The 23,724-nt window shown below is 67.2% G+C and carries 27 protein-coding genes; 16 read left to right on the top strand and 11 right to left on the bottom strand.

What is annotated here, in order from left to right; translation table 11 throughout:
* Window positions 1-2: 2 nt before the first annotated feature.
* Window positions 3-1,235, bottom strand: coding sequence for a hypothetical protein (locus tag VGB75_05870; GenBank protein ID HEY0166554.1), 1,233 nt, complete (start codon window positions 1,233-1,235; stop codon window positions 3-5).
* 102 nt (window positions 1,236-1,337) lie between these two features.
* Window positions 1,338-1,724, bottom strand: coding sequence for an SRPBCC family protein (locus VGB75_05865; GenBank protein HEY0166553.1), 387 nt, complete (start codon window positions 1,722-1,724; stop codon window positions 1,338-1,340).
* A 204-nt stretch (window positions 1,725-1,928) separates the two neighbouring features.
* Here VGB75_05865 and VGB75_05860 point away from each other — a divergent pair, with 204 nt between their 5' ends.
* The 7 genes from VGB75_05860 (at window position 1,929) to VGB75_05830 (ending at window position 6,364) form a co-directional block, all read left to right on the top strand.
* Complete coding sequence (locus VGB75_05860; protein ID HEY0166552.1) at window positions 1,929-2,495, top strand: septum formation family protein; 567 nt, start codon at window positions 1,929-1,931, stop codon at window positions 2,493-2,495.
* Between the two features lie 18 nt (window positions 2,496-2,513).
* A complete protein-coding gene (locus VGB75_05855; GenBank protein ID HEY0166551.1) occupies window positions 2,514-2,906 on the top strand; it encodes a DUF4280 domain-containing protein in 393 nt (130 codons plus the stop codon).
* 158 nt (window positions 2,907-3,064) lie between these two features.
* Window positions 3,065-4,642: a phage tail sheath subtilisin-like domain-containing protein gene (locus VGB75_05850; protein ID HEY0166550.1), complete on the top strand. Its 1,578-nt coding sequence runs from the start codon at window positions 3,065-3,067 to the stop codon at window positions 4,640-4,642.
* 55 nt (window positions 4,643-4,697) lie between these two features.
* Window positions 4,698-5,174 carry a phage tail protein gene (locus tag VGB75_05845; protein ID HEY0166549.1) on the top strand — a complete coding sequence of 159 codons (477 nt, stop codon included), beginning with the start codon at window positions 4,698-4,700 and terminating at the stop codon, window positions 5,172-5,174.
* The gene (locus tag VGB75_05840; protein HEY0166548.1) at window positions 5,171-5,734 is read left to right on the top strand and encodes a hypothetical protein; all 564 of its coding nucleotides are present in this window, start codon (window positions 5,171-5,173) and stop codon (window positions 5,732-5,734) included. Before VGB75_05845 ends, VGB75_05840 begins: the two co-directional genes overlap by 4 nt.
* 5 nt (window positions 5,735-5,739) lie before the next feature.
* Window positions 5,740-5,913, top strand: a complete 174-nt coding sequence (locus VGB75_05835) for a DUF6760 family protein (protein HEY0166547.1) — start codon at window positions 5,740-5,742, stop codon at window positions 5,911-5,913.
* Entirely contained in the window at window positions 5,906-6,364 is a 459-nt protein-coding gene (locus VGB75_05830; GenBank protein HEY0166546.1) for a phage tail protein, read from the top strand. Before VGB75_05835 ends, VGB75_05830 begins: the two co-directional genes overlap by 8 nt.
* Before the next feature lie 259 nt (window positions 6,365-6,623).
* Here VGB75_05830 and VGB75_05825 read toward each other — a convergent pair whose 3' ends face one another.
* From VGB75_05825 to VGB75_05810, 4 genes are all read right to left on the bottom strand, one after another.
* Window positions 6,624-6,905, bottom strand: a complete 282-nt coding sequence (locus tag VGB75_05825) for a hypothetical protein (GenBank protein ID HEY0166545.1) — start codon at window positions 6,903-6,905, stop codon at window positions 6,624-6,626.
* Window positions 6,906-7,907: 1,002 nt separating this feature from the next.
* Window positions 7,908-8,468, bottom strand: coding sequence for a hypothetical protein (locus VGB75_05820; protein ID HEY0166544.1), 561 nt, complete (start codon window positions 8,466-8,468; stop codon window positions 7,908-7,910).
* A 120-nt stretch (window positions 8,469-8,588) separates the two neighbouring features.
* Window positions 8,589-9,131 carry a hypothetical protein gene (locus VGB75_05815; protein HEY0166543.1) on the bottom strand — a complete coding sequence of 181 codons (543 nt, stop codon included), beginning with the start codon at window positions 9,129-9,131 and terminating at the stop codon, window positions 8,589-8,591.
* Between the two features lie 177 nt (window positions 9,132-9,308).
* On the bottom strand, window positions 9,309-9,893 hold the full coding sequence (locus tag VGB75_05810; protein HEY0166542.1) for a hypothetical protein: 585 nt from the start codon (window positions 9,891-9,893) through the stop codon (window positions 9,309-9,311).
* Window positions 9,894-9,909: 16 nt separating this feature from the next.
* Here VGB75_05810 and VGB75_05805 point away from each other — a divergent pair, with 16 nt between their 5' ends.
* The 8 genes from VGB75_05805 (at window position 9,910) to VGB75_05770 (ending at window position 17,473) form a co-directional block, all read left to right on the top strand.
* A complete protein-coding gene (locus tag VGB75_05805; protein HEY0166541.1) occupies window positions 9,910-10,563 on the top strand; it encodes a hypothetical protein in 654 nt (217 codons plus the stop codon).
* Entirely contained in the window at window positions 10,563-11,222 is a 660-nt protein-coding gene (locus VGB75_05800; protein ID HEY0166540.1) for a LysM peptidoglycan-binding domain-containing protein, read from the top strand. Before VGB75_05805 ends, VGB75_05800 begins: the two co-directional genes overlap by 1 nt.
* Window positions 11,219-12,979 (top strand): VgrG-related protein, encoded by a 1,761-nt coding sequence (locus VGB75_05795; protein ID HEY0166539.1) that lies wholly within the window; start codon window positions 11,219-11,221, stop codon window positions 12,977-12,979. The genes VGB75_05800 and VGB75_05795 overlap by 4 nt, the downstream gene beginning before the upstream one ends.
* Entirely contained in the window at window positions 12,979-13,425 is a 447-nt protein-coding gene (locus VGB75_05790; protein ID HEY0166538.1) for a GPW/gp25 family protein, read from the top strand. Before VGB75_05795 ends, VGB75_05790 begins: the two co-directional genes overlap by 1 nt.
* A gap of 63 nt (window positions 13,426-13,488) precedes the next feature.
* Window positions 13,489-15,450 carry a putative baseplate assembly protein gene (locus VGB75_05785; protein ID HEY0166537.1) on the top strand — a complete coding sequence of 654 codons (1,962 nt, stop codon included), beginning with the start codon at window positions 13,489-13,491 and terminating at the stop codon, window positions 15,448-15,450.
* 52 nt (window positions 15,451-15,502) lie between these two features.
* A complete protein-coding gene (locus VGB75_05780; protein HEY0166536.1) occupies window positions 15,503-16,153 on the top strand; it encodes a phage tail protein in 651 nt (216 codons plus the stop codon).
* Window positions 16,150-16,833 carry a hypothetical protein gene (locus tag VGB75_05775; GenBank protein HEY0166535.1) on the top strand — a complete coding sequence of 228 codons (684 nt, stop codon included), beginning with the start codon at window positions 16,150-16,152 and terminating at the stop codon, window positions 16,831-16,833. Before VGB75_05780 ends, VGB75_05775 begins: the two co-directional genes overlap by 4 nt.
* A 10-nt stretch (window positions 16,834-16,843) precedes the next feature.
* Window positions 16,844-17,473 carry a YigZ family protein gene (locus tag VGB75_05770; protein HEY0166534.1) on the top strand — a complete coding sequence of 210 codons (630 nt, stop codon included), beginning with the start codon at window positions 16,844-16,846 and terminating at the stop codon, window positions 17,471-17,473.
* Between the two features lie 38 nt (window positions 17,474-17,511).
* Here the strand turns inward: VGB75_05770 and VGB75_05765 are convergent, their stop codons facing one another.
* The 5 genes from VGB75_05765 to VGB75_05745 all read right to left on the bottom strand — a co-directional run bounded on the left by VGB75_05765 (window position 17,512) and on the right by VGB75_05745 (window position 22,328).
* The gene (locus VGB75_05765) at window positions 17,512-18,180 is read right to left on the bottom strand and encodes an excalibur calcium-binding domain-containing protein (protein ID HEY0166533.1); all 669 of its coding nucleotides are present in this window, start codon (window positions 18,178-18,180) and stop codon (window positions 17,512-17,514) included.
* Window positions 18,181-18,365: 185 nt separating this feature from the next.
* Window positions 18,366-18,905, bottom strand: coding sequence for a DinB family protein (locus VGB75_05760; protein HEY0166532.1), 540 nt, complete (start codon window positions 18,903-18,905; stop codon window positions 18,366-18,368).
* 113 nt (window positions 18,906-19,018) lie between these two features.
* The gene (locus VGB75_05755) at window positions 19,019-20,029 is read right to left on the bottom strand and encodes a hypothetical protein (protein HEY0166531.1); all 1,011 of its coding nucleotides are present in this window, start codon (window positions 20,027-20,029) and stop codon (window positions 19,019-19,021) included.
* A gap of 151 nt (window positions 20,030-20,180) precedes the next feature.
* Window positions 20,181-20,762 (bottom strand): hypothetical protein, encoded by a 582-nt coding sequence (locus VGB75_05750; GenBank protein HEY0166530.1) that lies wholly within the window; start codon window positions 20,760-20,762, stop codon window positions 20,181-20,183.
* 216 nt (window positions 20,763-20,978) lie between these two features.
* A complete protein-coding gene (locus VGB75_05745) occupies window positions 20,979-22,328 on the bottom strand; it encodes a hypothetical protein (protein ID HEY0166529.1) in 1,350 nt (449 codons plus the stop codon).
* Window positions 22,329-22,956: 628 nt separating this feature from the next.
* Between VGB75_05745 and VGB75_05740 the strand changes: the two genes are divergently transcribed.
* On the top strand, window positions 22,957-23,724 hold a 768-nt coding region (locus VGB75_05740), incomplete at its 3' end, for a DUF222 domain-containing protein (protein ID HEY0166528.1).

The following is a 23,724-nucleotide window of genomic DNA, read 5'->3' as shown; positions in this document are numbered from 1 at the left end:
CGTCAGCTTCGGGTCGACAGCAGCGAGAACTCAGCCTCGAACAACTCGAGGAGAAACGCGGCCAACTGCTGTTCGTCCGGGTGCAGGCCGGGGACCGGACGTGGTGTGGCCTGGGCCAGATAGCCGGCGAAGGTGTGCTCGGTGTAGGTCTCCAGGACGTGGGGGTGCACGTAGTGCGCCCGGGCCACGGTGCGGGTGTTGCCCAGCGCCTCGGCGGCCTCGTCGATGGCCTCGATCACCACCTTCTCCGGCGCCCGCTCGCTGTCCAGCCGGTTCTTCAGATAGGTGAACGCGGCCAGCGTGCCGCCCCAGGTGCGGAAGTTCTTGGCGGTGATGTGCTCGCCGGTGAGGTTGAACAGCAACTGGTTGAGCTCGTCGGAGCTCACAGCCTTGCCGTCCAGGCTGAACAGCCGCCGATCGCGCTGGGTGAGCAGCCGTTGCACCACTCGAGCCACCCCGGCGTCGTTGATCGAGACGTCCCAGGGCTTGCCCGACTTGGCGGGAAAGGCGAAACTCACCTGGTCGCCGGACACCCGGACGTGCTTGCGGGTGAGCGTGGTGAGCCCGTAGCTGTCGTTCTCCTCGGCGTAGACCTCGTTGCCGATCCGGATATTGGTCAGGTCGATGATGCGGATCATCGCGGCCAGCATCCGGTCCCGGTCGAAGGTGCGCCGGCGCAACTGGCGGGCGGTGTGCTCGCGGATCTCGGCCAGGTGCCCGGAGAACAGGATCAACCGGTAGAAGTTCAACATGTCGCGGATCGCGCGCCATCTGGGGTGATAGATGTACTGCTTGCGACCTTTGTCATCTTGGCCGGTGGCCAGGATGTGGCCGTCGGCGTTGGGGCAGATCCACACCTTCTGCCAGGCCGGCGGGATCGCCAGCTGGGTGATCCGGGCCTTCACCTCGGCGTCGGTCAGCGGTTGTCGCAGGTGATCGATGTAGCTGAAGCCCTTGCCCCGCCGGATCCTTCGCATGCCCGGCTCCTCGCCTGCCACGTAGACCAAGCCGGCCACCTCGGCGCACTTCTGCGCGTCGGCGTGCAACTCGTTGATCTCGGCGACGGTCATCGACGGGGCGGCAGCGGCGTCAGCCGGGGTGGCGGCCCGCGGCTTGCCACCTGACTTGCCGCCTGACTTGCTGTCTGTCCTGCCGCCTGACTTGCCGCCTGACTTGCCGCCTGACGAGGCCGGCTTGGCTTTCAGGCCGGCGGCCGTGACGGAACTGGCGGGCATCGGCGGGCATCCTTCTGTGAGCGGGTCGAGTCGGGCGGGTCATAACCTGAGGGCGGACGCCCGGGCCTAGTCAGCGGCTCTGCATGTCAACGGCTCTGCATGTCAGCGGCTCTCCATGATGAGCTTGATGACAGCCACCGTCTGCTCGATGCCTTCCTGGATCTCCGGGCCGCCGGCCCGCTCGGTCCGCAGCGTGACCTCGACCATCGAGTTCGACCCGTCACCGGTGACCTGCAGCTGTCCGGAGTAGTCGTTGGGACCTTCCGAGCCCCAGGACAGTGTCCGCGCGGCACGGTCCACCTCGAACCAGGCCTCGCCCTCGACGACCCGGTCACCGAGGTCGGCCGTGACCGAGATGGTGCCGTCCTCGTTGTCGGTCACCGAGGTCATGCGTTCGAAGTAGTGCGGGAGGTTCTCTACCTGGGACAGGTAGTCAAAGAGTTCATCCGCGGGCGCAGCGACGTCGATGCTGGCGAGAAAGTCGGCCATGCTCGTCCTCCGGGGCCGGATCGGCTGCTATTCAACCTGTTGTCAAGCTACGTCAGTTGCCGAGCGCCTTCAACGCGCTGACTCAAGCCGCGGATCAGCCCGCCGGAGTCTGCGATCAGCCGTCGGCGCCACCCGCCGGCGTGTAATCTGCGCTCAAGCGGGGGCTTGTCAGGTCGGCGACTCGTGTTGGACGGTGAACCCGTAGTGCCCAAGCCAGCCCCGGCCGCCGCCGGCCGTGCCCGCACGAGCTGCCACTTCGGTCCGCTCCTCGCTCGTTCCTCGCTGCGATGCTCCCTCAGCAAGGGCGCGAACGCGGCGGCGCTGATCACGGTGACGCTGCTGCTCAGCGGATGCGGTTGGTTCGGCGGCTCGAAAGCCGAGAAGGCCGCGGTGTCGGTCTTCGACATCAAGCCGGGTCAGTGCTTCAACCCGCCGAGCACGGTGAAATCCGAACTCAGCAGGCTCGGCTCAGTGCCCTGTGACCAGCCGCACACCCAGGAGTCCTACGCCAGCATCCCGTTCGCGAGCAAGGACGGCAGCGAGGTGTCGGCGTATCCGGGCGACGCCGCTCTGAAGCTGTTCGCCGACCGAGTCTGCGCGCAGGAATACAGCGGCTACGTCGGCAAGGATTACCTCGACTCCTCCTACTTCTTCACCTACCTGTTGCCATCGGCGCGTGGCTGGGAGCAGCAGAAGGACCGAAATGTGTTGTGCTTCGTGACCACGACCGGCCAGCAGCTCACCGCCTCGGTCAAGAATTCCAAGCGATAGAAAGGGAGATCTCTGCTGATGGGTAGCCTCTCGGTGACCACGGGCGCGTTGTTGCAGTGCTCCTTCGGCCTGGCGCCGACCACTCTCAACATCCTGCCGATGAGCAGGGTGACCATCGAGGGCCGGCCGGCCGCGACGATCGCCGACATGGCGCCGATGGTCAACATCGCGCCGTTCGGGATGTGTTCCAGCATCGCCAACCCGACTGTCGCGGCCGCGACGGCCGCCGCGCTGGGGGTGCTGACCCCGATGCCGTGCGTGCCCGCGATCGCCGGCTCGTGGATTCCGACCGCGCCGCGCACTGCCATCGGCGGCAAACCCGCGCTGGTCGCAGGTTCCACCTGCGTGTGCTCCTTCGGCGGCGTCATCACTATCACCATGCCGGGGGCACTGCGCACCACTGCCGGGTGAATCGGGCGTTTGAGACGTTCCACCCGTTACTTAACCGTTTCGTGACATGAACGTGCCCTGGATCTAGCAAAATGCTTACACGGGCTGTACATCTGGGTTAGTCTTCCCAAGATCTTGGCACGGGGGCCAAACACCGCATCACTATTGGAGCTGCCTCCGTGCCTACGTACACCGCGCCCGGCGTCTATGTCGAAGAGGTTCCCTCTTCGCAAAAAGTGCTTTCCGCCGCGCCGACCGCCATCGCCGCTTTCGTCGGGTTCACTCAGCGAGCCCCCGACGACGATCCCAACGATCCGGCCGGTGTCGCACCGCGCCTGGTGACCAGCTGGTCCCAGTTCGAGAAGCTCTACGGCAGTTTCAGCCAGGGCTGCATGTTGCCGCTGGCGGTCTATGGCTACTTCGCCAACGGCGGAAGCATCGCCTACATCTGCCGGATCCCGAACGCCGAGCCTGCCGGTGAGCCGGCTCGGCTCGAGCTGGCCGCGGCCGACCGCTCACTGGGCAAGCCGCTGTCGATCGAGAGTGTGGCCCCGGACGCGTTGCTGAGCGTTCAGATCGACAGCGAAGAGCCGCCGAAGGGCGCACCCGACTCAGACCCTTCGCCGTTCACGCTGTCGGTGATCGAAGGCGGCAAGGTGGTCGAGAGCTTCCCGCACCTCAGCTTCGGCGCCGGTGACAGCAATGTCGCCACCGTGGTGAACAAGACCTCCACCAAGATCAAGGTCACCGTTGCCCTGGACGCCAAAACGGATCTGAGCGGACAGCTCGACATCCTCAAGCCTGGCCACTACCCGCTCAAGACCGCGGCGCCCAAGCCGGTCCCGGTCAGCGGCCGTCAGTTCGCAGGCTCCGAGTCGGCCCGTAACGGCATCAACGGCCTGGCCGTCGCCGACGACGTCACCATGGTGATCGTGCCTGACCTGGTCACCGCGGCCACCGGCGCCGACGGCAAGATCGACCTGAACCTCTGGCGTTCGGTGCAGACCGCGCTGATCTCGCACTGCGAGCAGAACGGCAACCGGATGGCGATCCTGGACGCGCCGCCCGGCTTCAGCCCGCAGGAGATCAAGGACTGGCGCTCGGACGTGGCGATGTACGACTCCGCCTACGCCGCGCTGTACTACCCCTGGATCAAGGTCGACAACCCGACAGGCGCCAACGGCAACACCGAGATCTTCATGCCGCCCTCAGGTCACATCGCCGGCGTCTGGGCACGCACCGATGAGACCCGCGGCGTGTGGAAGGCGCCGGCCAACGACACCATCCGCGGCGTGCTGGACCTCGAGCGCACCGTCACCCAGAACGAGCAGTCGCTGCTCAACCCCATTGGCATTAACTGCATTCGCCCTTTTGGTACAAGGGGAATCCGGATCTGGGGCGCCCGTACGCTGTCATCGGACAGCGACTGGCGCTACATCAACGTCCGGCGGTTGTTCAACATGGTCGAGTCGACGATCCTCGAAGGCACCCAGTGGGCGGTGTTCGAGCCGAACGACATGACCCTGTGGGAGGGCGTCAAGCGGACCCTCAACGGCTTCCTCAGGGGGCTCTGGTCAGCCGGCGCGCTGTTCGGCGCGACCGCCGATCAGGCGTTCTACGTCAAGTGCGACGCCGAGACCAACCCCCCGGAGTCGATCGACGAGGGCAAGCTCGTGGTCGAGGTGGGCATCGCTCCGGTCAAACCGGCCGAGTTCGTGGTGTTCCGGATCAGCCAGCAGAAGCAGATCGCCGGCTGACCCGCTCGACCCCACCCTCAACAAACCCTTTTACTTTTGTTAGCAAGGAGCATCCATGCCCAACGACTTGATCAACACTGACCCGATCGTCGCCCAGAACTTCTACCTTGAGATCGACGGTGAGAAGCTGGTGCTGTCCGGCGTCTCGGGCCTCGACATGGAACTCGACGTCGTGACGATTCAGCAGAACGGCAAGGACGGCAAGAAGCAGTCGGTCAAGACCCTGGGAACCTCGTTGAAGGTCCCCGACATCTCGATGACCCGGATGGCGCCGATGAGCGCGATGGACGATCCGATCTGGAAGTGGTTCAAGGCGGTTCGCGAGTCGGGCTTCAAGGGCACCGACCGGGCCGGCAGCCGCAAGAACGGCTCGATCGTCTTCTTCGACACCGCCCTGACCGAGGTCGGCCGGTTCAACTTCTTCAACGGCTGGCCGAGCAAGATCGGCACCGACGCCGTCAGCACCGAGTCCAATGACCCGGTGAAGGAGACGATCACCCTGGTCATCGAGCGGCTCGAGCGTATTAAGTGAGCTTGCAGACCAGCTACCCGTTCGTCCTGCCGCGCGGCTACGTCGACGTGGCAGGAACGCTGCACAAAGAAGGCCGGATGCGGCTGGCGACGGCGCGCGACGAGCTTGAGCCGCTGCGCGACCCGACAGTGTCAGGCCCGGACGACCCGCGCCTGACCGTGCTGGTGCTGGCCCGGGTCGTGGAGAAGCTGGGCACCGTCGAGCTGATCAGCAGCCACGAGATCGAGGGACTGTTCGCGATCGACCTGGCGTTCCTGCAGGACTTCTACGGAGTCATCAACTTCGGCAACCAGGAGGAGTACGAGCAGCTGCTGCGTGCTCAGTCCGAAGGGCCGCCGTTGCTGGGCCAAAGTAGGCCGGCGCCCGCCGCCTCGACTCCTGCGGCGCAGCCGCGGGAGTCAGCGCCGGAAGCGGAGGCCGCGCCGGAGCACCTGCCGGCCGGGCAGTCCAACGGCGCCGGATCGTACGGCTCGTTCGGCGGTTCCAGCTCCTTCGGTGAGCCGACGGAGCGGACCTCGCCCCGGCGCGGCGCCATCGAGGAGATTCCGCGCGGCAAGTGAGCGGCATGATGCGGTACCCGTCCGACGCGCTCTGGCAAGAGATCGCGTACCTGGCTTATCACCTGCACTGGTCTCTGGACGACCTGCTGGATCTGGAGCATCTCGACCGGGTGCGGATGGTGCGCGCGGTGGCCTCTTTCAACGACCGGGCATGGCAGGCGGTGCGCGAGTATGCCTGACGGATTCTCCGAACCCGCCATCAACTCCTACTTCGTCTTCGAGGTGGACGGGGTCGAGATCGGGTACTTCACCGAGGTCAGCGGGCTGTCGGTGAACATGACGGTCGAAGAGATCCACGAAGGCGGCCAGAACGGTTATGTGCACCAGATGCCCGGCCGGATGACCTGGCCGCATCTGGTGTTCAAGCGCGGCATCACCCAGAGCGACGCGCTGTTCAACTGGATGAGCAAGTCCAGTGGCGAAGGCTTCGCAGGCAACGGGAACAAGCTCACCCGCAGCACCGGCGCGGTCACCGTGCTGGATGCCGAGGGCACCCGGCTGCGGGCCTGGGAGTTCGACGGGGTCTATCCGGTGCGCTGGAGCGGACCGGAGTTCAGCTCGTCCAGCAACGAGGCGCTGCAGGAGCAACTCGAGGTCGTCCATCACGGATTCCGGTCGAAGAACCTATGAGCACCGGGGCATCCGCGGCCGGTGAGGTCGATCCGACGGCACTGGGCCGGGCGGCCGCTCAGCGGCTGCGCCGTCCCGGCCGGCCGGTGACCATGGCTCGGCCGGCGAGCCTGGGTCTGATCGCCGAGTCATCAGCCCGGTTCGCCGCTGCCACCGCGCGCCCGGTCGCGGTCCGTCGGGCGCTGGCCGCTGCCGCTACGGTTCCGGCCCGCTCGCTCGGCCAGGCCGAGGTGCGCCCACCACGCTGGTGGACTCCGGGTCAAGCCGAGCCAGACCACAATCCTGAGACGACGCCGAGTCCGGTGTTGCCGCCGCGGGGCCTGGCCCGGGCGGCCAGGCAGGTCCCCACCGATGACCAGCCACGATCGCCGGGCACGATCGCCGGTGGTTTGGTGTCGACGGCGATTCCGGTGCGCCGGATGGAAGAAGTCACCGCGGCCGGGCCGATGACCAGCTCACACGAGCAGCGCAGGCTGCGCGCCCCACGGCCGACGCCGCCGTCTTCGCCCGGCTCAGGCTCGGCTCCGCCGGGAAATCCCACCGGGAGCGGTGACCCGACACCTGCGCGAGCCGCGAGCGCAGGCGCCGTCTCCCAGCAAAGCGGCACGGGGGTTGCCGCCACGCTCCGGCGGTCGGCGGCCAAGGCAGCTGCGGCGCTGAGGTCGGCGGCTCCTGAGCAGACCGGATCGGCTCGGCAGGCTTCGGCGGCCGGATCTGCGCGGCAGGCTTCGGCTGCCGGATCAGCGCGGCAGGCTTCGGCTGCCGGATCAGCGCGGCTCGCGGGCCGCAACGCTTGGCAGTCCTCGGCGGGCCGGGGAAGTGACTCGGTCCTGTCACCAGCGGCCCGGTCGATTCCGAGCAGCAGCAGAGCGGCGGCTGGTTCGCCGCTGTCATCACCAGGTCCGGCGACGGCGCTACGCCGGGCGTTGGCGATCGGCCGCGCGCAACCGGAGCCGCCACCGGTGGCTGGTCGCGACGCGTCCGGCTCAGCAGCCGCCGCGGGGCCGGCAAGCCCACGCTCGCAGCGGACCAGTTCGGCGGTTGGGACGGCATCCTCCGCTGTGGCCAGCCCAGGAGCTGTCGTTGGTCCAGCCGCTGTCGTCGGTCCAGCCGCTGCGGTCACTCCAGTGGGGATGTCACGACCTGCTCCGTCCGGCACGGTTCGCCGCCAGGTAGGCCGGGTGGCCAGCCTGACCGCAGCGGTTGCTCGGCGGATCGCGCCTCCATCGTCGACCTCCTTGGCGTCGGCCCCGAGGGGCTTGAGTGGGGTAGCCGCGTCAGGAAGCATGGCGGCGGTCAGCGGTTCGGCCAGCACCGCGGGCGCGGCGCCGCTGCTTGCCACTCGGTCACCGGCCGCTGCCCACGCCGAACCACTGCCATCGGCCCGAACCGGCGCCCTGCGACGCGCCGTCGGAATACCGACGGCAGTCTCCACCGCGTCTCGGCCGTTTTCTGTCAGGCCCGGGCGGGCCCAACCGTCGGCGCCGAGCCAGCAGAGCTCCCTGGGCCAGCCCCGGCACAGTGCTCAGTCCAGACTGCCTACTCAGCCCGGCCACCACGAAGCCTCGCCCTCACCGCAAGCGATTGGCGACCCGCCGGCATCGGTGGCACTTGACTCGCCTTCGATCCGGCGCAGCTCGGTCAGCGCCAGCCCAGCCGCCACCGGCGTCAGCGCTAATTCGGCCACACCTGCGGTGAGCGCTGGAACCGGACCGGCCGCCGTAACCGCGGATGTGCCGTCAACTACGAAGGATTCGACCACTGCCAGTTCGGCGGGGCAGAACAGCCCGGCGCGGCCGAGGCATGCCGCACCCGAGCCAGCGTCGTCAACGTCCAGCCTGCCGGCTGCTCCAGCCGGCGCCGAGGCCGCCGTTGCCGTTATGCGCGACGGCGCGCCGATGCCGACCGGGCCGGCAGCGCCGGGCCGCCCGTTAGGCCTGGCGAGCTTGCGGCATCCGATCCGGCGCTCGATCGCACTGACCGCCGGGGACTCGATCACCGCCAGCACAAGCCAGCCGATCACCGCCAGCACAAGCCAGCCGATCGCAGCCAGCACAAGCCGGCCGATCGCAGCCGGAGTCTCCAGACGGCTCAGCCCGGCCACCGGTGCGGCGCACGGCGCGGCTGCAGCGGTAGGGCAACCAGCAGGCCAGCGGTTGGCCGGGCTGTCGGCGTTGACGACGATCCCGTCGGCTCTCCATTCCAGCCCGATGCCTGTCGCCGGTCACAGCCAGCTGCCCTCGGCCATCCGTCGCTCGACGCAGCTGCGGCCCACAGTCGGTGCGGTCAGCTCGATTCGTCCGGTTAGCTCGGCGCATTCCGGCGCCTTGGCTCGGACCGGCGGCGCGATGGCGGCATCGGCGTCGGCATCGACTTCGACATCGATGGCTTCGGCAGTGGCGCGACAGGGCGCTTCCGCTGCTGCCGGGTCGACCGCGCGTGGCCCGGCCCTGGGCTTGGCCAACGCCCGCCCCGCCGGTGAGCTGGTCCCGAGCACCGATGTGACACGGCGCAGCGTGGCTCCATCTGCCGGGTCCGGCCGATCTTCGGCCCCGACCGCTTCGGCTTCGACGGCTTCGGCTTCAGTAGCCACGGCTTCGGCTTCGACGGCTTCAGCTTCGGCCCCGACCGCTTCGGCTTCGACGCGGATGCCGACAGGCGGGTCCGCCACCGAAGGCTCGCCCACAGCCCGGGCCGGCGTCGGACTGCCCGCCAGCTCGCGGATGCTGCGCGCCATCGTTCCGGGCGCCACGAACGGCGCATCCACTGGGTTGCCAGTCGCTCTGCGTGGAGTTCGTGGGCAGGCGACCGCCAACGATTCGGCCAGACCGCCGTTCTCGTCTGGCGCCGGCCAGTTTGCCCTGCGACACCAAGCCCCCTTGGACGCCACGGTCCGTCGGCAGCTCACCGGCAACGTCCGGCCACACCATGCGCCGACTGCGCATCAGCCGGCCCGGTGGGGAGCCGACGACCGCCGGACAGCTGCCGAAGGGCAGCCAGCCAGCGTCGCGGCGGCGGCCATGCGCCAGCCGGCGAGCGCGCCTCGCGGCGACAACGGCAGCAGCACCACCAGCGGCAGGGGCAGCGGCACCACCAGCAGCAACGGCAGCAGCACCACCAGCGGCAGCGGCACCACCAGCAGCAGCGGCAGCGGCACCACCAGCAGCAGCAGTCGCACCAGCATCGGAAGCGGCAGTCGCATCGGAAGCGGCAGTCGCATCGGCATCGGCATCGGCGCCACCGTGCTCACCAACAGCGGGATCGCCACCAGCAGGTCCATCGATCCAGCACCTGCCGCCGGCCGATCAGCGCCGCCGTTGGCAGCGATCCGCCGGTCCACCGGGCTGCCTTCGACGATCCGCGCAGCGGCACTGCAAGCATCTCCGCCGCCGGGCGCGACCGGCCGAGCGTCCGCGACCGGCCGAGCGTCCGCGGCCAGCCCAGCGTCCGCGGCCAGCCGAGTGCCCCTGCGCAGCGCAGCGTCAGCGACCAGCGGATCAACGCCCGCGACCAGCAGACCCGAGTTCACGCCGGACCCCCCGGCCGTGCCAGCTTCCTCAACCGGGCTGGTCTCGACGCAGGCCCGGCTACCGGGCGGTTTGGCAGCCTCGGCGGCCGGGCGCGGTGACACCGGCGCGGGCCAGCTCGGCGCCTTCGTCCAGCGCAGCATGGTGGTGGCGCCACCTCGGGTCAGCATCCGGCCCGCTGACCTGACGCCGGCGTCCGGTGGTCCGGCGGTGCCGCAGGTCGGGCGACGAGACCACCCGGCGTCGCCGATCAGCCAAAGCCGTCCGAAGCCCACCGGTGATGGCGGCGTCGAGGTCGAGGGTCCGATGATCCGCCGCTCGTTGTCGGGCGCGGCCCATTCCCTGTTTCGAAGCCTGCTGCGCAGTCCGGGCGCAGCCGGCCCGGCGACCTCTCCGGATTCCGCTCAGTCAGGAAGTGTCGGCATGTTCGAGAACCATCCGCAACGCATGCACGCCCATGGGCCCGACGAGCCGGCGGTGATCCGGCGGTTGCACGAGTCGGGGGGCGAACCCCGGTTCACCGGCTTCGAGCCGGACGAGGACTCGGTCAGCCCGGCGATGCGATCCCGCGATTTCGACGAGCTGATCGATCGCATCGTTGCGAAACTGGAGCAGCGCATCACCGATGACCTCGAGCGGCGAGGGCGTCGCCACCTGCCGGAGGTGTTCTGATGGCTGAGTTGGAAAAGGCGTTCCTGGAGATCGAGGGCGGTCAGCGGATCCCCTGCCTGTTCAACCCGAGCCAGATCGCGGTCGGCCGCCGCAACAACTGGGCGTCAGAGCCGATGCCTGGCAAGGGCGTGTCACGGCTTCGTTATGCGGGCGCGCAGTCGGGCTGGATGCAGGTCGAGCTCGTCTTCGACACCACCGCCGACGGGACCGCGGTCACCAAGCACACCGGCGCCATCCTGAAGCTGATGGACGTCGACACCTCGCTGCCCGGCTCGGATGAGACCACCCACAACGCCCGGCCGCCGTTCGTCATATTTCATTGGGGTGATCTGCACTCGTTCAAGGCGGTGGTCACTGACCTGCAACTGGTCTTCACCTATTTCTCCGCATCCGGCGTCCCGCTACGGGCCCGGATGGGCCTGACCATGCAGCAGTACGAGGAATCCAATGCCTTCGGCCCGCAGAACCCCACGTCGGGGACCCCGCGACCGCACCGGGTGCACCGGGTGCAACCAGGTGAGACGCTGGACCGGATCGCCGCTCGCTACTACGGCGACTCCACCCGGTGGCGCTCGCTGGCCTCGGCCAACAACATCGAGGACCCGCTCGCGATGCGGCCTGGCTCGCTGCTGTCGGTGCCCCGGATCGAGCACGGATGACCGGGTTCGAGGGCCTCAGCCCGACGGTCAAGGTGGCCGGCTCGCCGCTGTCGGACACCGTCCTGCAGCACCTGGTGTCGGTCCGGGTGCAGCGCAGCCTGCGTCTGCCCGGACGCGCCACCCTGCGTTTCGCAGACGTCGGGTACTCGGTCTCCTCCAGCGGGTTCTTCAGTATCGGCAAGAAGGTGGACGTCGGGGTGTACCGGGGCGGCGCGCTGATGAGCGGCACCATCACCGGAATGAGCCTGCAGCAGCAGGAAGGCGATCATCCCGACCTGGTGGTGGTCGTCGATGACGCCGCGCACAAGCTCACCCGTGGCAGCAAGATAAAGACGTATCTGAACATGACCTTCTCCGACATCGTCAGCCAGCTCGCCAGCGGCGCGGGGCTGGGAGCAGACGTCAGCTCCACCCAGGAGGTGCACCCCTACGTCCTGCAAGCCGACTCCGACCTGGCCTTCCTCGACGAGCTGGCGTCCCGGACGGGCTATGACTGGTGGGTCGAGGGCTCCACCTTGCACTTCGCGGCGCCGAGCAGCGCGGGCCCGGTGCTGACGCTGGAGCTGGGCAAGGACCTGCAGGAGTTCTCGGTCTCCGCCTCGGGCCTGCTGCCCAACAAGGCGCAGGTGGTCGGCTGGGACAACGCGACCCAGAGCTCCATCGTGGGGCAGGGCGGCGCGGCAGGGTCTGCGGTGCTGCCTTCCTCGGACTTCGTGCAACCCTTTCTGAGCAGCAGCAGCCCCCTCGGCGAGGCGGCGGTGGTGACCGGCAGCCTGACGCCGATGAGCCAGACCGAGGCGGCCGCGGCCGGTGGCGCCTACCGGTCTCAGTGGGCGGCCGGCTCGGTGGAGGCGCGTGGCACCTCGGTGGTCAGTGACAAGCTGAAGCCGGGCGTCGCGATCACCATCACCAATGCCGGTCCCACCTCGGGCGTTTACCACCTGACCGAGGTCGATCACCGTTATGACCGCAGGGGATTTCGCACTCAGTTCATCGCCGGTGACCGCAGCCGGACCGGTCTGGCAGACACCCTCAGCGGGCGACGCGGGACCGGCAGCTTCAACGTCCCGGGCTTGGTGGTCGGAGTGGTGACCAATGTCGATGACCCCGACAAGGCCGGCCGGGTCAAGCTGAAGTACCCGGCGGTCAGTTCCGAGATCGAGGGCCCGTGGGCTCGGATCGTCACCCTGGGCGCGGGCAACAAGCGGGGCCTGGTCTTTCAGCCCGAGGTCAACGACGAGGTGCTGGTGGCCTTCGAGGGCGGCGACCCCCGCCAACCGGTGGTGCTGGGCGGGCTGTTCAGCGGTAAGAACGTGCTGCCGGAATGGGGGGTGAAGGCTGGGCAGGTGCAGTCCCGGCGGATCACCTCGCGGCTCGGCCACGTCATCGAACTGGCCGACGGCAGCGATCCGGCGACCCAGCACCTGTTGCTGCAGTTGAGCACCGCCACCCACAAGATCCGGCTGGGCGCCGACAAGCTCGACATCGAGGTGGCCGGCGGCAAGCCGATCTCGATCAAGGCCGGCTCGGCCTCGTTCGAGATTGACGCCAGTCAGAACGTGACCATCAAGGGCAACAAGGTGACAATCGAAGCCCAAACCGAACTGGCGCTGACCGGCAACTCCAAAGTGGCCGTCACCAGCCAGGGTCAGCTGGCCGCGCAGGGCTCGATGGTCGCCATCAAAGGGCAGGCCTCGACCACGGTGGAGGGCAGCGCCGCGCTCACTCTCAAAGGCGGAATGGTGGCGATCAACTGATGGACGACTACAGCCCGACTAGACGGGCCGACCTCGCCCAGTCCGACGGGTCCTTCGTGGGCCGGGGCTTCAGCTGGCCGCTGGAGGTCGACCACACCGGTTCGATCAAGCTCACCGACGGCGTTGACGACCTCGACCGGTCGATCAGGATGGTGTTGCTCACCGCCCCGGGCGAGCGCTTGATGCGGCCGGAGTTCGGGTGCCGGATCTGGGATCTGCTGTTCGAACCGGTCACCGCGAACCTGCTGGGTCTGATCGCCGAAGCGGTCCGGGACGCGTTGGCGCGGTGGGAGCCCAGGATCGACGTCGATGACGTGCGACCGGTCATCGACCCCGACGACTCGGCGCTCATCCGGATCACCATCACCTACCGGGTGCGGGTGACCAACGACCGGCGCAACCTGGTGTACCCGTTCTACGTCATCCCTCACGAGCCCGAATCATGAGCCGATCTGGTCTTGTCCCCGTGCTCACCAGTGAATCCCCGCCTCTGATAGCGAGCGTGCCTGATGCCCCTGCCCGCGCCTAACCTCGACGACCGGTCCTTTCAGGACATCGTCGACGAAGCCAAACGGCTCATTCCTCGCTTCTGCCCGGAATGGACCAACCACAACCTGTCCGATCCGGGCGTGGCGCTGATCGAGCTGTTCGCGTGGATGAGCGAGATGGTGCTGTTCCGGCTCAACCAGGTTCCCGAGCGGCTGTACGTGCACTTTCTGAACCTGGTCGGCATCGAGCCGTTCCCACCCTCGGTCGCTCGCGCCGACCTGACGTTCTGGCTGTCGGCGCCGTTGGATCAGCCGGTCGCCGTGCCGCAGGGAACCCAGGTGACGACCGCCCTGAGCACCACGGCCGCCAACGCCGCTCGCGAAGCCGTCATCTTCACCACCAGCGCCGAACTGGTGATCGCCCCGCCGGTATTGCGGGGAGCGTTGACCAGCACCGCGGCCGACGACCGGATCACCGACGTGTGGGACGACCTGCGCTACCCCAACGTCGCCGCCACCTGCTTCGCCTCCACCCCGCTGGCGGTCGGGGACGCGTTCTACCTCGGTTTCACCCACAGCCTGGCGGGCATGGCGATCCGGCTGACGGTGGCCGCCGACGCCGAAGGAATCGGGGTCGACCCGCGAAACCCGCCGCTGGTGTGGGAGGTCTGGGGCGGCGAGTCGTGGATCTCGGCGCTGGTGCACGACGACAGCACCGGCGGGTTGAACCGGGCCGGCGAGATCGTGTTGCTGATCCCGATGCAGCACCAGCTGCTGACGATGGCCGGCAACGGCGCGTTCTGGTTGCGGGCGCGGCTGATCGCGCCACGTCCGGGCCAGCCCTCCTACCAGGCTTCACCGCGGATCGGCTCGCTGAGCGTGGCGGCGGTCGGCGGCACGGTCGCGGCTGAGCACGCCGAGCACGCCGCCGGTGAGGTGCTCGGGCGCAGCGACGGCACGCCGGCCCAGTCCTTCGCGGTGAGTCGGGCGCCGGTGCTGCCTCGCACCGAGCAAGAGCATGTCGTCGTGATCGACCGCAACGTTGAGACCGTGTGGCAGGAAGTCGAGGACTTCACCCGGTCCGGGCCCAATGACCTGCATTACCTCTGGGAGAGCGGCGGCGGGGTCATCAAGTTCGGCCCGCGGGTGCGCTACGCCAACGGAGTCGTCCGCCAGCACGGGCACATCCCGCGCGACGGCAGCGAGATCACGGTGACCGGCTACCGGCACGGCGGTGGCGCGGCAGGCAATGTCGGCGCCCGGACGCTCAGCGTGCTGCGCTCGACAGTGCCCTACATCGCCTCGGTCGGCAACCGGCATCCGGCCACCGGCGGGGTCGACCCCGAGACGGTCGCCGAGGCGAAGGTGCGCGGCCCGCTGACCCTGCGCACCGGTCAACGGGCCGTCACCGCAGGTGATTTCGAGAGGTTGACCCAGGAAGCCTCGATCGAGGTCGCCCGGGCTCGCTGCCTGCCGGCCGCTGCCGGGACCGGCCCGGTCCGGATGCTGGTGGTTCCGCAGGTTCGCAGCGACCCGCGCCAGCACGTGCTGGACGACTTCGCGATCTCGGTTCCGCTGCTGCGCCAGATCAGCGAGCACCTCGACGAGCACCGGCTGGTGGGCACCGCCATCGAGATCGGCACGCCGTACTACCAGGGCGTCAGCGTGGTGGCGCTGGTGCACACCCCGCCCGGACGGCCCGCTCCACTGGTGCGGCAACGGGCGATCGACGTGCTGACCCGCTACATCAACCCGCTCACCGGCGGCGCGGAGGGGATCGGCTGGATGTTCGACACCGACCTGAACAGCTCGGTGGCGGCGCAACTGCTGGAGTCGGTGGAAGGCGTCGAGCGGGTCGAGGAGCTGTTGCTGTTCGAGTACGACCTGCGCACCGGACGGCGGCTGGGCAGCGGCCGGGACACCATCCGGCTGAAGCCGCATTCGCTGTTCCTGTCGGCCAAGCACCAGGTGGTCGTGCGCTGATGAGCAAGCTGATGCCCGGGCCCCGCAGGCGCGCTCTCCACGGGCCGAGCCGATGACGATCGAGCCGTTCAGCGGCTCTGACGCGGTGATGACCGGCGGCGCCGGCAGCGGCGCGGTGGCCCGTGCCAGCCGGCGGCAGCCCGACTCCGGGCGCAGCCGGCACCGGCCGCCGCGCAGCCCGCAGTGGCTGCTCAACCAGATGCCGGTCGGCATGCTCGACAGCGAGTTCTTCGTCAAGTTCCTGTCGCTGTTCCAGGAGCTGGCCGACACCTTGCTGGAGGGCGCGGACAACATCGAGAACGTGGTCGACCCGACCGTCGCGCCCGATGCGATGGTGCGCTGGATGGGTTCCTGGATCGGCGTCGACTCGGTCGACCCGTCGCTGCCGCGAGAGCTGCAGCGGATGATCGTGCGCAGCTCGGCGCGGACCATGAGCTGGCGTGGCACCCGGCGCGGCCTGGAGCAGTTTCTGGAGATGACCAGCGGCGGCCCTGCCCAGGTCGTCGACGGCGGCGGAGTCTGGCGCGAGGGTGACGCGCCGGCCGACACCGCCTTCGTTCGGATGACGGTGGCCTCGACCGGCTGGCTGGAACAGGGCGACTTCGTGGCCCTGGTGCGCGACGAGGTCCCGGCGCATGTCCGCGCCGAGCTCTGGATCGGTGACCGGCAGGTATGGTCATCGGCTGTGGAGGCCCGACGGTGAGCGCGGCACGGGACGCTGACGGGGGCCAGCCGGGGGAGTCTCGGCCCACCGGAGCAGAACAGCCGGCCACTGGCGCCCCGGCCGACGCCGGCCAGCCGGTGGACGACCATGTGCCGGGCCAGGGGTGGCCTGCCGAGCACACCAGGGTGTTGCCGGCGATCCCCGCCGCCTCGATCACGCCGGAGCCGTCCAACGCCCCCGCGCCGGCGGCCCGGGTCACCAGTGCCCAGCACCACCCGGTCGCCATCACCTGTCCCGAGTGCAGCGCGTCGGCGATGGTGGAGCTGACCAGGCGGGACGCGTTGGACTTCTGCCCCCGGTGTGACTTTCCGCTGTTCTGGGCCCGGGATCAGGTGGTGTTCAGCGACCCGGTCGACAGCGACGACGACGCGCTGCGCAGGCTGCCCGGCACGCTGGGCCGGGTGGTGATCGCCTCGGCGCCGTGCCCGCACTGCAACGAGCCGAACCTGCCGACCGCGACGCTGTGCGTGCGCTGCGGGTTGACCATGCAGGCCAGCGCGCCACCGTCACCGCCCCGACCGCGGCCCGCCCCGCTGCCCGAGCCGCCGATGGAGCCACTGGAAGACGCCTCGCATCGCTGGTGGATCTGGCTCGTGGTGGTGCTCACCCTGCTGATGGTCGCCGGGATCGTGCTGCTGGCTGTCCAGCCCTGGCAGTGACGAGCCGGCGGTGAGCTACCTGACCCTGGCCGGTGACGTGCACGCCGAGCTGGAAGTGAAGCGGTCGCGGTTCCTGGCGACCGTCCGGCGAGTGCCGGACGAGGCCGCGGCGCTGGCGCTGGTGGCCGAGCACCGCCGGCTCTATCACGCCGCCGGCCATCACTGCTCGGCGTTCGTGATCGGGCCGGATCAGGCGTTGGTGCGGGTGAGCGACGACGGCGAGCCGGCCGGCACCGCTGGCATGCCGATGCTCAATGTGCTCACCGGGTTGGGCCTGTCGGATGTGGCGGCGGTGGTCACCCGGCACTTCGGCGGCACCCTGCTCGGAGCGGGTGGGCTGGTCCGGGCGTACTCCGGCGCCGTGGCCGCTGCCCTGGAGGACGCGAGGATGATCCGCCGCCTGCGACGGGAGATCTTCGCGGTGACGGTGGAGGCGGGGCAGGCAGGCCAGCTCGAATCTGCTGTTCGTAACAGGGGAATCACCGTTCGAGGCGTCGAGTACGGCGCCACCGAGGTGGTGCTGACGGTCGCGGTCGCGCCCGGCGCCGTCGGCTCGTTGCAGAGCCTGGTCGCCACCATCACCGCCGGCAGCGCGAGCCTGCAGCCGGCCGGTCAGGACTGGGTGGACGAGCCGCTGTAGGCCGTTCCCGCCAGTGCTGATCGCCGGCTGCTTCGGGCTTAGAGTCGCTCGCAGGCGATGCCGTCCTTGTCGGCGTCGCGGGCGGTGTTGCCGCTGTAGATCCACGAGCTGACATAGAAGGAAGTCACCGGCTGGGTGCTGCCGCGGACCTGGTCAACCGCTCCGGAGCGCCCGACACCATGCGGAAAGGTGCGGTTGAGCGAGTCGCAGTTGGCGTACACCGGCGGGTTGCTCGGCCCGCACACCGCGGTCAGCGGTGACAGGATCGAGAAGCGGCTCAGTGAGCCGTTCATCCAGCGGACCGAGAAGTTCGCGCGGACGTGGTACTTCACGCAGGTCCTCGGCGCGACGGCGCGCCACCCGGTGCGGCTGGAGGCGAAGGTGGCCGAACCGGAGTTGACCGGAGTCGAGTTGGTCAGGACGGCCGTGGTGTCGGTGCCCAGCCGCACCATGTCGACCTGCACCTTGGCGGCGTTTGCCCATTTCTGCACAGTGCCTACGCCGCGGACGTTCACGATCGCGCCGGCCGGGTCTTTCGCCACCTCTACCGCGACCTGATACCGCACCGTGCCCGCCGCCGCGCTGTTGCCATAGCTGCCTTGCGAGATGCCCTGCATAGACACGGTGTCGGCCGATGCGGGCGAGGCGAAGGCGAGCACCGCCGCCACCGACGCCAGCACCGTGATGATGATTTTTACTCGTGCCATTCCGCAGCCTCTTTCGCGTTGCACTTCAGTGACAGGCTCGGTTGGTCCCGCTTGGCGCCATCTTGCACCGGAATGGCGGGGAATCCAGCTTATTCCAGCACACTCGACGTAACGATTTAGTCTGTCATGGACTATTGTCCGATCGCACCGGTAGCCGCGTGCCGTAGAGGGGCTTCGTTCGGCGGTTACTCCCCGGTGAGACCGTCCACTGATTCCCGCAGGAAATCGGCGTGGCCGTTGTGCCGCGCGTACTCCTCAATCATGTGACACAAGATCCACCGCAGGCTCGGCGCGCTGCCATCAGGCCAGCCGCGCCGGGCAGGCCGCTCCAGGCCGCCGTCAGCAAGCGCCTCGGCGACCAGCGCGCGTGACCTGGTCACGGCGTCCTGCCAGAGAGCGTGCAACTGCTCGGGTGAGTCCTCGGCGGCCGTGCGCCACTCCCAGTCCGGGTCGGTCTTCCAGTCCACCGCGCTCCAAGGCAGCCGTGGGTCCTGGCCGTGCAGCGAGCGGGAGAACCAGTGCTCCTCGACGTAGGCCAAGTGCTTGAGCAGTCCGCCCAGGGTCATCGAGAAGCCGGCGACCCTCGCGTTGAGGCCGGCAGCGTCCAGTCCCGAGCACTTCCAGGCCAGGGTCGCGCGTTGGAATTCCAGGAAGCCCAGCAAGGTGTCGGCCTCGCCGGCCGCGATCGGCGGCTCCGGCCGGCCCTGCTCGTCCAGCTCAGTCATGGCCGGTGAGTCTAGGCGCTGACCGGACTGTAGCGCGCGAAACGGGGATGAGCGCCGCCAGGACGAGGCATGATCCGTGGCGACCAGTTCCGCTGCCCCAGTGGGCCGCTCTGCTAGCTGTCAGGTCCGGAGCCCCGTCGTTTATGGGCGTTCTCAATGGCACGACGTGCCGCGGCTCTCTCACTCGGCGAGGTCGATGCCAGTTCCTCAACCGACGTCTCGTGCATAGAAACGGCCTGGACGCGCACCGATACGCCGTATCTGTCAGCGAGTTCTGTCGCTCGATCAACGTCGCTGAGCGTCCAGGAAGGGCCAACGTTCACCCTGACCTCGCTCGAATTGAGAGGCTCAGCCTCGAAGACTAGGTGCGGTGATTCCAGCGTGAACCGCCTTAACGCCGCTAGGAACCTAGTGACTGGCCAGGCGCTGAAGGTCTGTAACCCACTGACATGCGCCTGTGGCGCGGGGCTGTAGCGCGTCTGCTCATCGTCGCGTGGCTGCTTATCGTAAGCCCTCTCCGCGTTCAAGCGCGCCTGAAGGACGGCGATATGGCCGGTGAGAAGGTCAATCTTCGCTTCCAGCGGTGACGCCTGGGTGTCTGGCTCGTGCGCGCGAATCGTCAGGCCGAACTGACGCCACAGCGGGTTCTCCCCTCCGCAACTTCTCGTGCTTTCGCCCAGGTGCTCGGTGAGCGCTGACCTCTGCTCCTCTATGTCCCAACCTCTGAGGCGTGAGTCATAGCTGTGTGTGTTGATACCTGAAGTGTCGAAAGGCAGATCCGTGTGCTCATCGCGGACTAGGGCTACCGGGAGATTGAGGGAAGTCCTAACGCCCAGCTCGAAGAACACGTTGGGGTTATGGGAGCTCAGATCGCACAGTACGAGGTCGGCATCGCTGAGATGCCTGATGATTGATCCATGGATCAGGTGTGATCCCGAGGCGACTGGACGGATAGCCCTGAACCCTGCGGCCTGCACCGCCGGCACGAACAGGCTCTCTATGACGTGGTGCCAATGATCGGGATCTCCGTACAGATCGGACTCAGCTGATCGGGTGGAGACGGGCATCGCGATGAAGCAGGTAGGGACCTTCGAAGGTTGCTCATCTTTGCTCTGGGCTGCCACGTGCTGAGACTAGAGCCTGGCAGGCAGTAATACAGCGCGTTGCGGTAGGCAGTCGCAGCCCCGGCACGGTCACATGCACACGTGATCCCTGACAGCGATCTCAGCGCGCTGATAGCAGTCGGCCAGACTCGATGAGGCCGGCGTCAGCGTTTCAACAGCCCCTGACGACCAGGTCCGCTGCCCGCACCGGTTGCTCCACTTGCTCGTAGTAGTCCTCGGCGGCTGCCCACCGCGCGATCCAGCCCTCGTCGTTCTCGCCCCTCGCGTGCAGCCGTGCCTGCCGCAGGTCGCGCGGGGTGTCGACGTAGACGCTGAAGTCCCAGTAGGAGCGCAGTTCGCGACGCAGCAGGTAGACGCCTTCGACCAGCACGATGCCGCGCGGCTCGACGGTGATCCAGCCGTCGAGGGTGCTGGTCTCCCAGTCGTAACGCTGGAAGGTCGCCGGCTCGGCTGCCGTGAGCGGCTGCAACAGCTCACGCTCGAGGCGGCGGTGGTCGAAGTAGCGCTCGTAACCCTGCTGCGGGCTCCAGGAGCGCCAGTCGCGTTCTTCCGGGCCGTAGAAGTCGTCGCCGTGCACGAGGGTGATGTGATGGACTTGTGACGCCAGCGCCTCGGCCAGTGTCGTCTTACCGGCGCCGCCGAGGCCCTCGACGCAGACGAGCTTGGGTGCGTCGGGCGACGGCTTCGGGAGCCGCTTGAGAACGGCCCTGACCACGTCCTCGTCAGGCTTCATGCTCGCATTGTCCTCGCTCGGGGCGAGCCAGCGGTCGCGATCTTAAGTTCATGGGACAGTACGAATTACGGGACACCGTGGGATTAGATTACATTCCATCGGACCTGACCATGGTGTCGAATATGGCGACATTATAGGAGTAGCGCCATGAGGGTGGCCTGAATAACTGCGGTAAGCGTAGAGTCGTCGCGGCGTTTGATAACCCACTGAAAGGCGCTACGTCGTAAGTCGTAACATCAGTTCTGTCGTGCTACAAGCGCGGTATAAACCTAGGACGCGGTCCGTTGCTGCGCCGGAAAGCACGTAAGGCACGTCCGGGAGGACAACTATGCCAGCGATCGCTATTGAAGCTGGAATAGTTACAGGGAGAATTGAACGGTTCGCATCTATATATTCGCAGTTGCGCTTCCATTTTTCCGTATCATTTTCGACCTTCTCGCGGTATGCCCTGATAGCGGTGAACTCTCCCTGACGGATGCCTTCCGTTGACGGATAAGATTTTCCATCTATGAGAAGTAGCGTTCCGTCGAGGACGGCTATGGCGTCAATATCCGTTAACACACGCCGATCGACCCGACGGATTTTCTTCCCGATCAAAGGCCTGAGTTCCGGCGGCGGCCGGTGCGCCGTCTTGTCGATCTGACTTTGTAAGTGCTTCTCAAACGCTGCTCCCCACGCGTTAGCCTCAGCGCCATCAACGGCACGAATATGACGATCCTGTAGTGCGCCTGTCGCCGTGGAAAGATCAATGATTACAGACTTGCGTGCGGGCCGGATTATTGGCTCCGAATACGTCGTCAACCCTGCTATAGCGGAGTTCGTGCTCAGTCGCGAGTGACCGGCTTCTAATAGGCGCTTAGTCAAGTAGCCATATAGTCGGGAGCGGGGTGCCGAAGTCCAGCCGTACCGTGACCATAATTTGGAGATCTGCCCGAGATGTTCTCGCTGAGTAATATCTAAGGAAACCTCCAAGAGCGCCCTGACTGCATCAATGGCAATATTTGCCTCTTGAGTTCTGGAATAATATCCTGGGGCCAACCGCTGTAGGCTAATAACGCTGGGGTGCCATTGGTGGTAATCATCTGCAGCTAGACGGCCCTCCGTAGGATCTATCAAAGGCTCGGAGCGAATGGTCGAATATGTAACGGCCAAGTCTGTTTCGGGGTCATCCCGCACAGCTCTGATAGAACCTACTGCGCCCAGTACTGCACCTATATGAAGGCGGCTTTGTGACTGGCGTAGATCATACAGCTCTATAGCATCGCCGATACGTGGATCTGAGTCGCCCTCTGCAATCTCAATTCCATAGTCTGAAAATAAGACATGCTGACCTTTTGCGATGGCTCGCATCCCGTACCGAAGCTCAACTATCTCGCGCGCTATACGAACAACGTCCGTGACGTCTCGCGCAACCGTGCCGGGTGGGTTCATCAGCAAGCTCACAATATTTTCCATACTGGTCAGGCGGCTAGAGTACGCGGATTCCTTCTCCAGGATGTGAAATAATTCGCCCATCCGTGGAGGCGCAGAATCCATAACTTCTTGCAGGGCGCGAAGCGCGACCAACCATTGAGCAGATGCGCGGCGCTGAACTCTCCGCTGGAGGGCGCAGAGTGCCAATCTATGTGCATGTTCGAAGGAGTTCCACCCATCGTTGGAGTGGTACGTCCGCTGTGTCAGCACGTTCTGAACTTCTGAGGACCAGAACCCTGGCCGTCGTCTAAGTGCCTCTTGAAAACTGTGCTGTCCGATAATCTGGCGTAGGGACGTTTCCAAGGGCGGTGGTGGCTGACGCGGGGACAGGCTACTTTTGAGAGCTTCTAGTTCCTCGTGGCGCGAGATGATCTGCGGGCTCATGGTGCCCACATTGTGGCATCAAAACATAGCTACGATCCTGCTCCGTTTAGCTACGCAACATAACTTGACGGTCCCCGGCGGCTGGGCGATCGGTGTCCCACCTCGGTCGTCGGCCGCTATCCGCTTGTAGCAGACTTGTGGTTATCGGTCATACCGCCGGCATGCAGGAACCAGCGATCCGAAATCAGACAGCGCATAGCTAAAAGTGTCAGACCCTCACCGTAGTGTCTGATGTATGGAGCAGCTGCATAATGGTGCGGTAACGGCCGAGCTGACGGCCGCATCTACTGCTGTGGCTGAGTGTCTTGACTCGTCAGCCACCGGCCGGTTCAGTGCCGTGTCTGACGCCGACGTGCTGGCCGAGCTGCGCGAGCTGGAAGTGCTGCGTCGCCGCCTGGCGGCCCTTGACCATGCTCTGATCGCCGAGGTCGACCGGCGAGGTCTGGCAGGGCAGCTGGTGTTGCCCACGACGTCGGCGCTGTTGCAAGGCCTGCTGCGGCTCTCGCCTCACGAGGCCAAGCAGCGGGTACAGGCCGCGCGCGCCTGCGGGCCACGCACGTCGCTGACGGGCCAGGCGTTGCCGGCGCTGCTGCCGCGACTGGCCACTGCCCAGGCCGCTGGCCAGGTCTCGACCGAGCACGCCCGGGTCATCCTGCACACCCTGGCCCAGCTACCGGCCACGGTCAGCACCGGCGACCACGCCCTGGCCGAGCAACACCTGGTCACGGCTGCTGAGACCCTGCGGCCCCGCGAAGTGGGTTTGCTCGGCCAGCGGATCCTGGCCCACCTGCACCCCGACGGCGTCCTCGCCGACGACGCCGAGCAGCAACGCCACCGCAGCTTCGCCCTTATTCCCAACACCGACGGCAGCTACCGCGCGACCGGCCGGCTCACCCCGACCTGCGGCGCTCAACTGCTCGCCTGGCTCACTCCTCGATCAGCGCCGCAACCCACCGACGACGCTGGCCCGGACCCGCGCAGCCACGGCCAACGGATGCACGACGCGCTGGAAGACTTGGCCGCTCTGGCGGTGCGTCGCACCGAGCTGGTCGACTCTGGGGCGCCTGCCCAGGTGATCATCAGCATGACGGCCGACCAACTAGCC

Source organism: Jatrophihabitans sp., assembly GCA_036399055.1.
Lineage (GTDB): Bacteria > Actinomycetota > Actinomycetes > Mycobacteriales > Jatrophihabitantaceae > Jatrophihabitans_A.
Note: the sequence above shows the minus strand (reverse complement) of the source record. Positions and strands in the feature narration are given on the sequence as shown.

Bases quoted from the DNA above. Each gene is read 5' to 3' on its own strand.
- VGB75_05750 (HEY0166530.1), bottom strand. From the start codon at position 20,762: ATGAAGCCTGACGAGGACGTGGTCAGGGCCGTTCTCAAGCGGCTCCCG.
- VGB75_05830 (HEY0166546.1), top strand. From the start codon at position 5,906: ATGCCTGACGGATTCTCCGAACCCGCCATCAACTCCTACTTCGTCTTC.
- VGB75_05765 (HEY0166533.1), bottom strand. From the start codon at position 18,180: ATGGCACGAGTAAAAATCATCATCACGGTGCTGGCGTCGGTGGCGGCG.
- VGB75_05855 (HEY0166551.1), top strand. From the start codon at position 2,514: ATGGGTAGCCTCTCGGTGACCACGGGCGCGTTGTTGCAGTGCTCCTTC.
- VGB75_05800 (HEY0166540.1), top strand. From the start codon at position 10,563: ATGGCTGAGTTGGAAAAGGCGTTCCTGGAGATCGAGGGCGGTCAGCGG.
- VGB75_05780 (HEY0166536.1), top strand. From the start codon at position 15,503: ATGACGATCGAGCCGTTCAGCGGCTCTGACGCGGTGATGACCGGCGGC.
- VGB75_05865 (HEY0166553.1), bottom strand. From the start codon at position 1,724: ATGGCCGACTTTCTCGCCAGCATCGACGTCGCTGCGCCCGCGGATGAA.
- VGB75_05845 (HEY0166549.1), top strand. From the start codon at position 4,698: ATGCCCAACGACTTGATCAACACTGACCCGATCGTCGCCCAGAACTTC.
- VGB75_05835 (HEY0166547.1), top strand. From the start codon at position 5,740: ATGATGCGGTACCCGTCCGACGCGCTCTGGCAAGAGATCGCGTACCTG.
- VGB75_05760 (HEY0166532.1), bottom strand. From the start codon at position 18,905: ATGACTGAGCTGGACGAGCAGGGCCGGCCGGAGCCGCCGATCGCGGCC.
- VGB75_05870 (HEY0166554.1), bottom strand. From the start codon at position 1,235: ATGCCCGCCAGTTCCGTCACGGCCGCCGGCCTGAAAGCCAAGCCGGCC.
- VGB75_05790 (HEY0166538.1), top strand. From the start codon at position 12,979: ATGGACGACTACAGCCCGACTAGACGGGCCGACCTCGCCCAGTCCGAC.
- VGB75_05795 (HEY0166539.1), top strand. From the start codon at position 11,219: ATGACCGGGTTCGAGGGCCTCAGCCCGACGGTCAAGGTGGCCGGCTCG.
- VGB75_05785 (HEY0166537.1), top strand. From the start codon at position 13,489: ATGCCCCTGCCCGCGCCTAACCTCGACGACCGGTCCTTTCAGGACATC.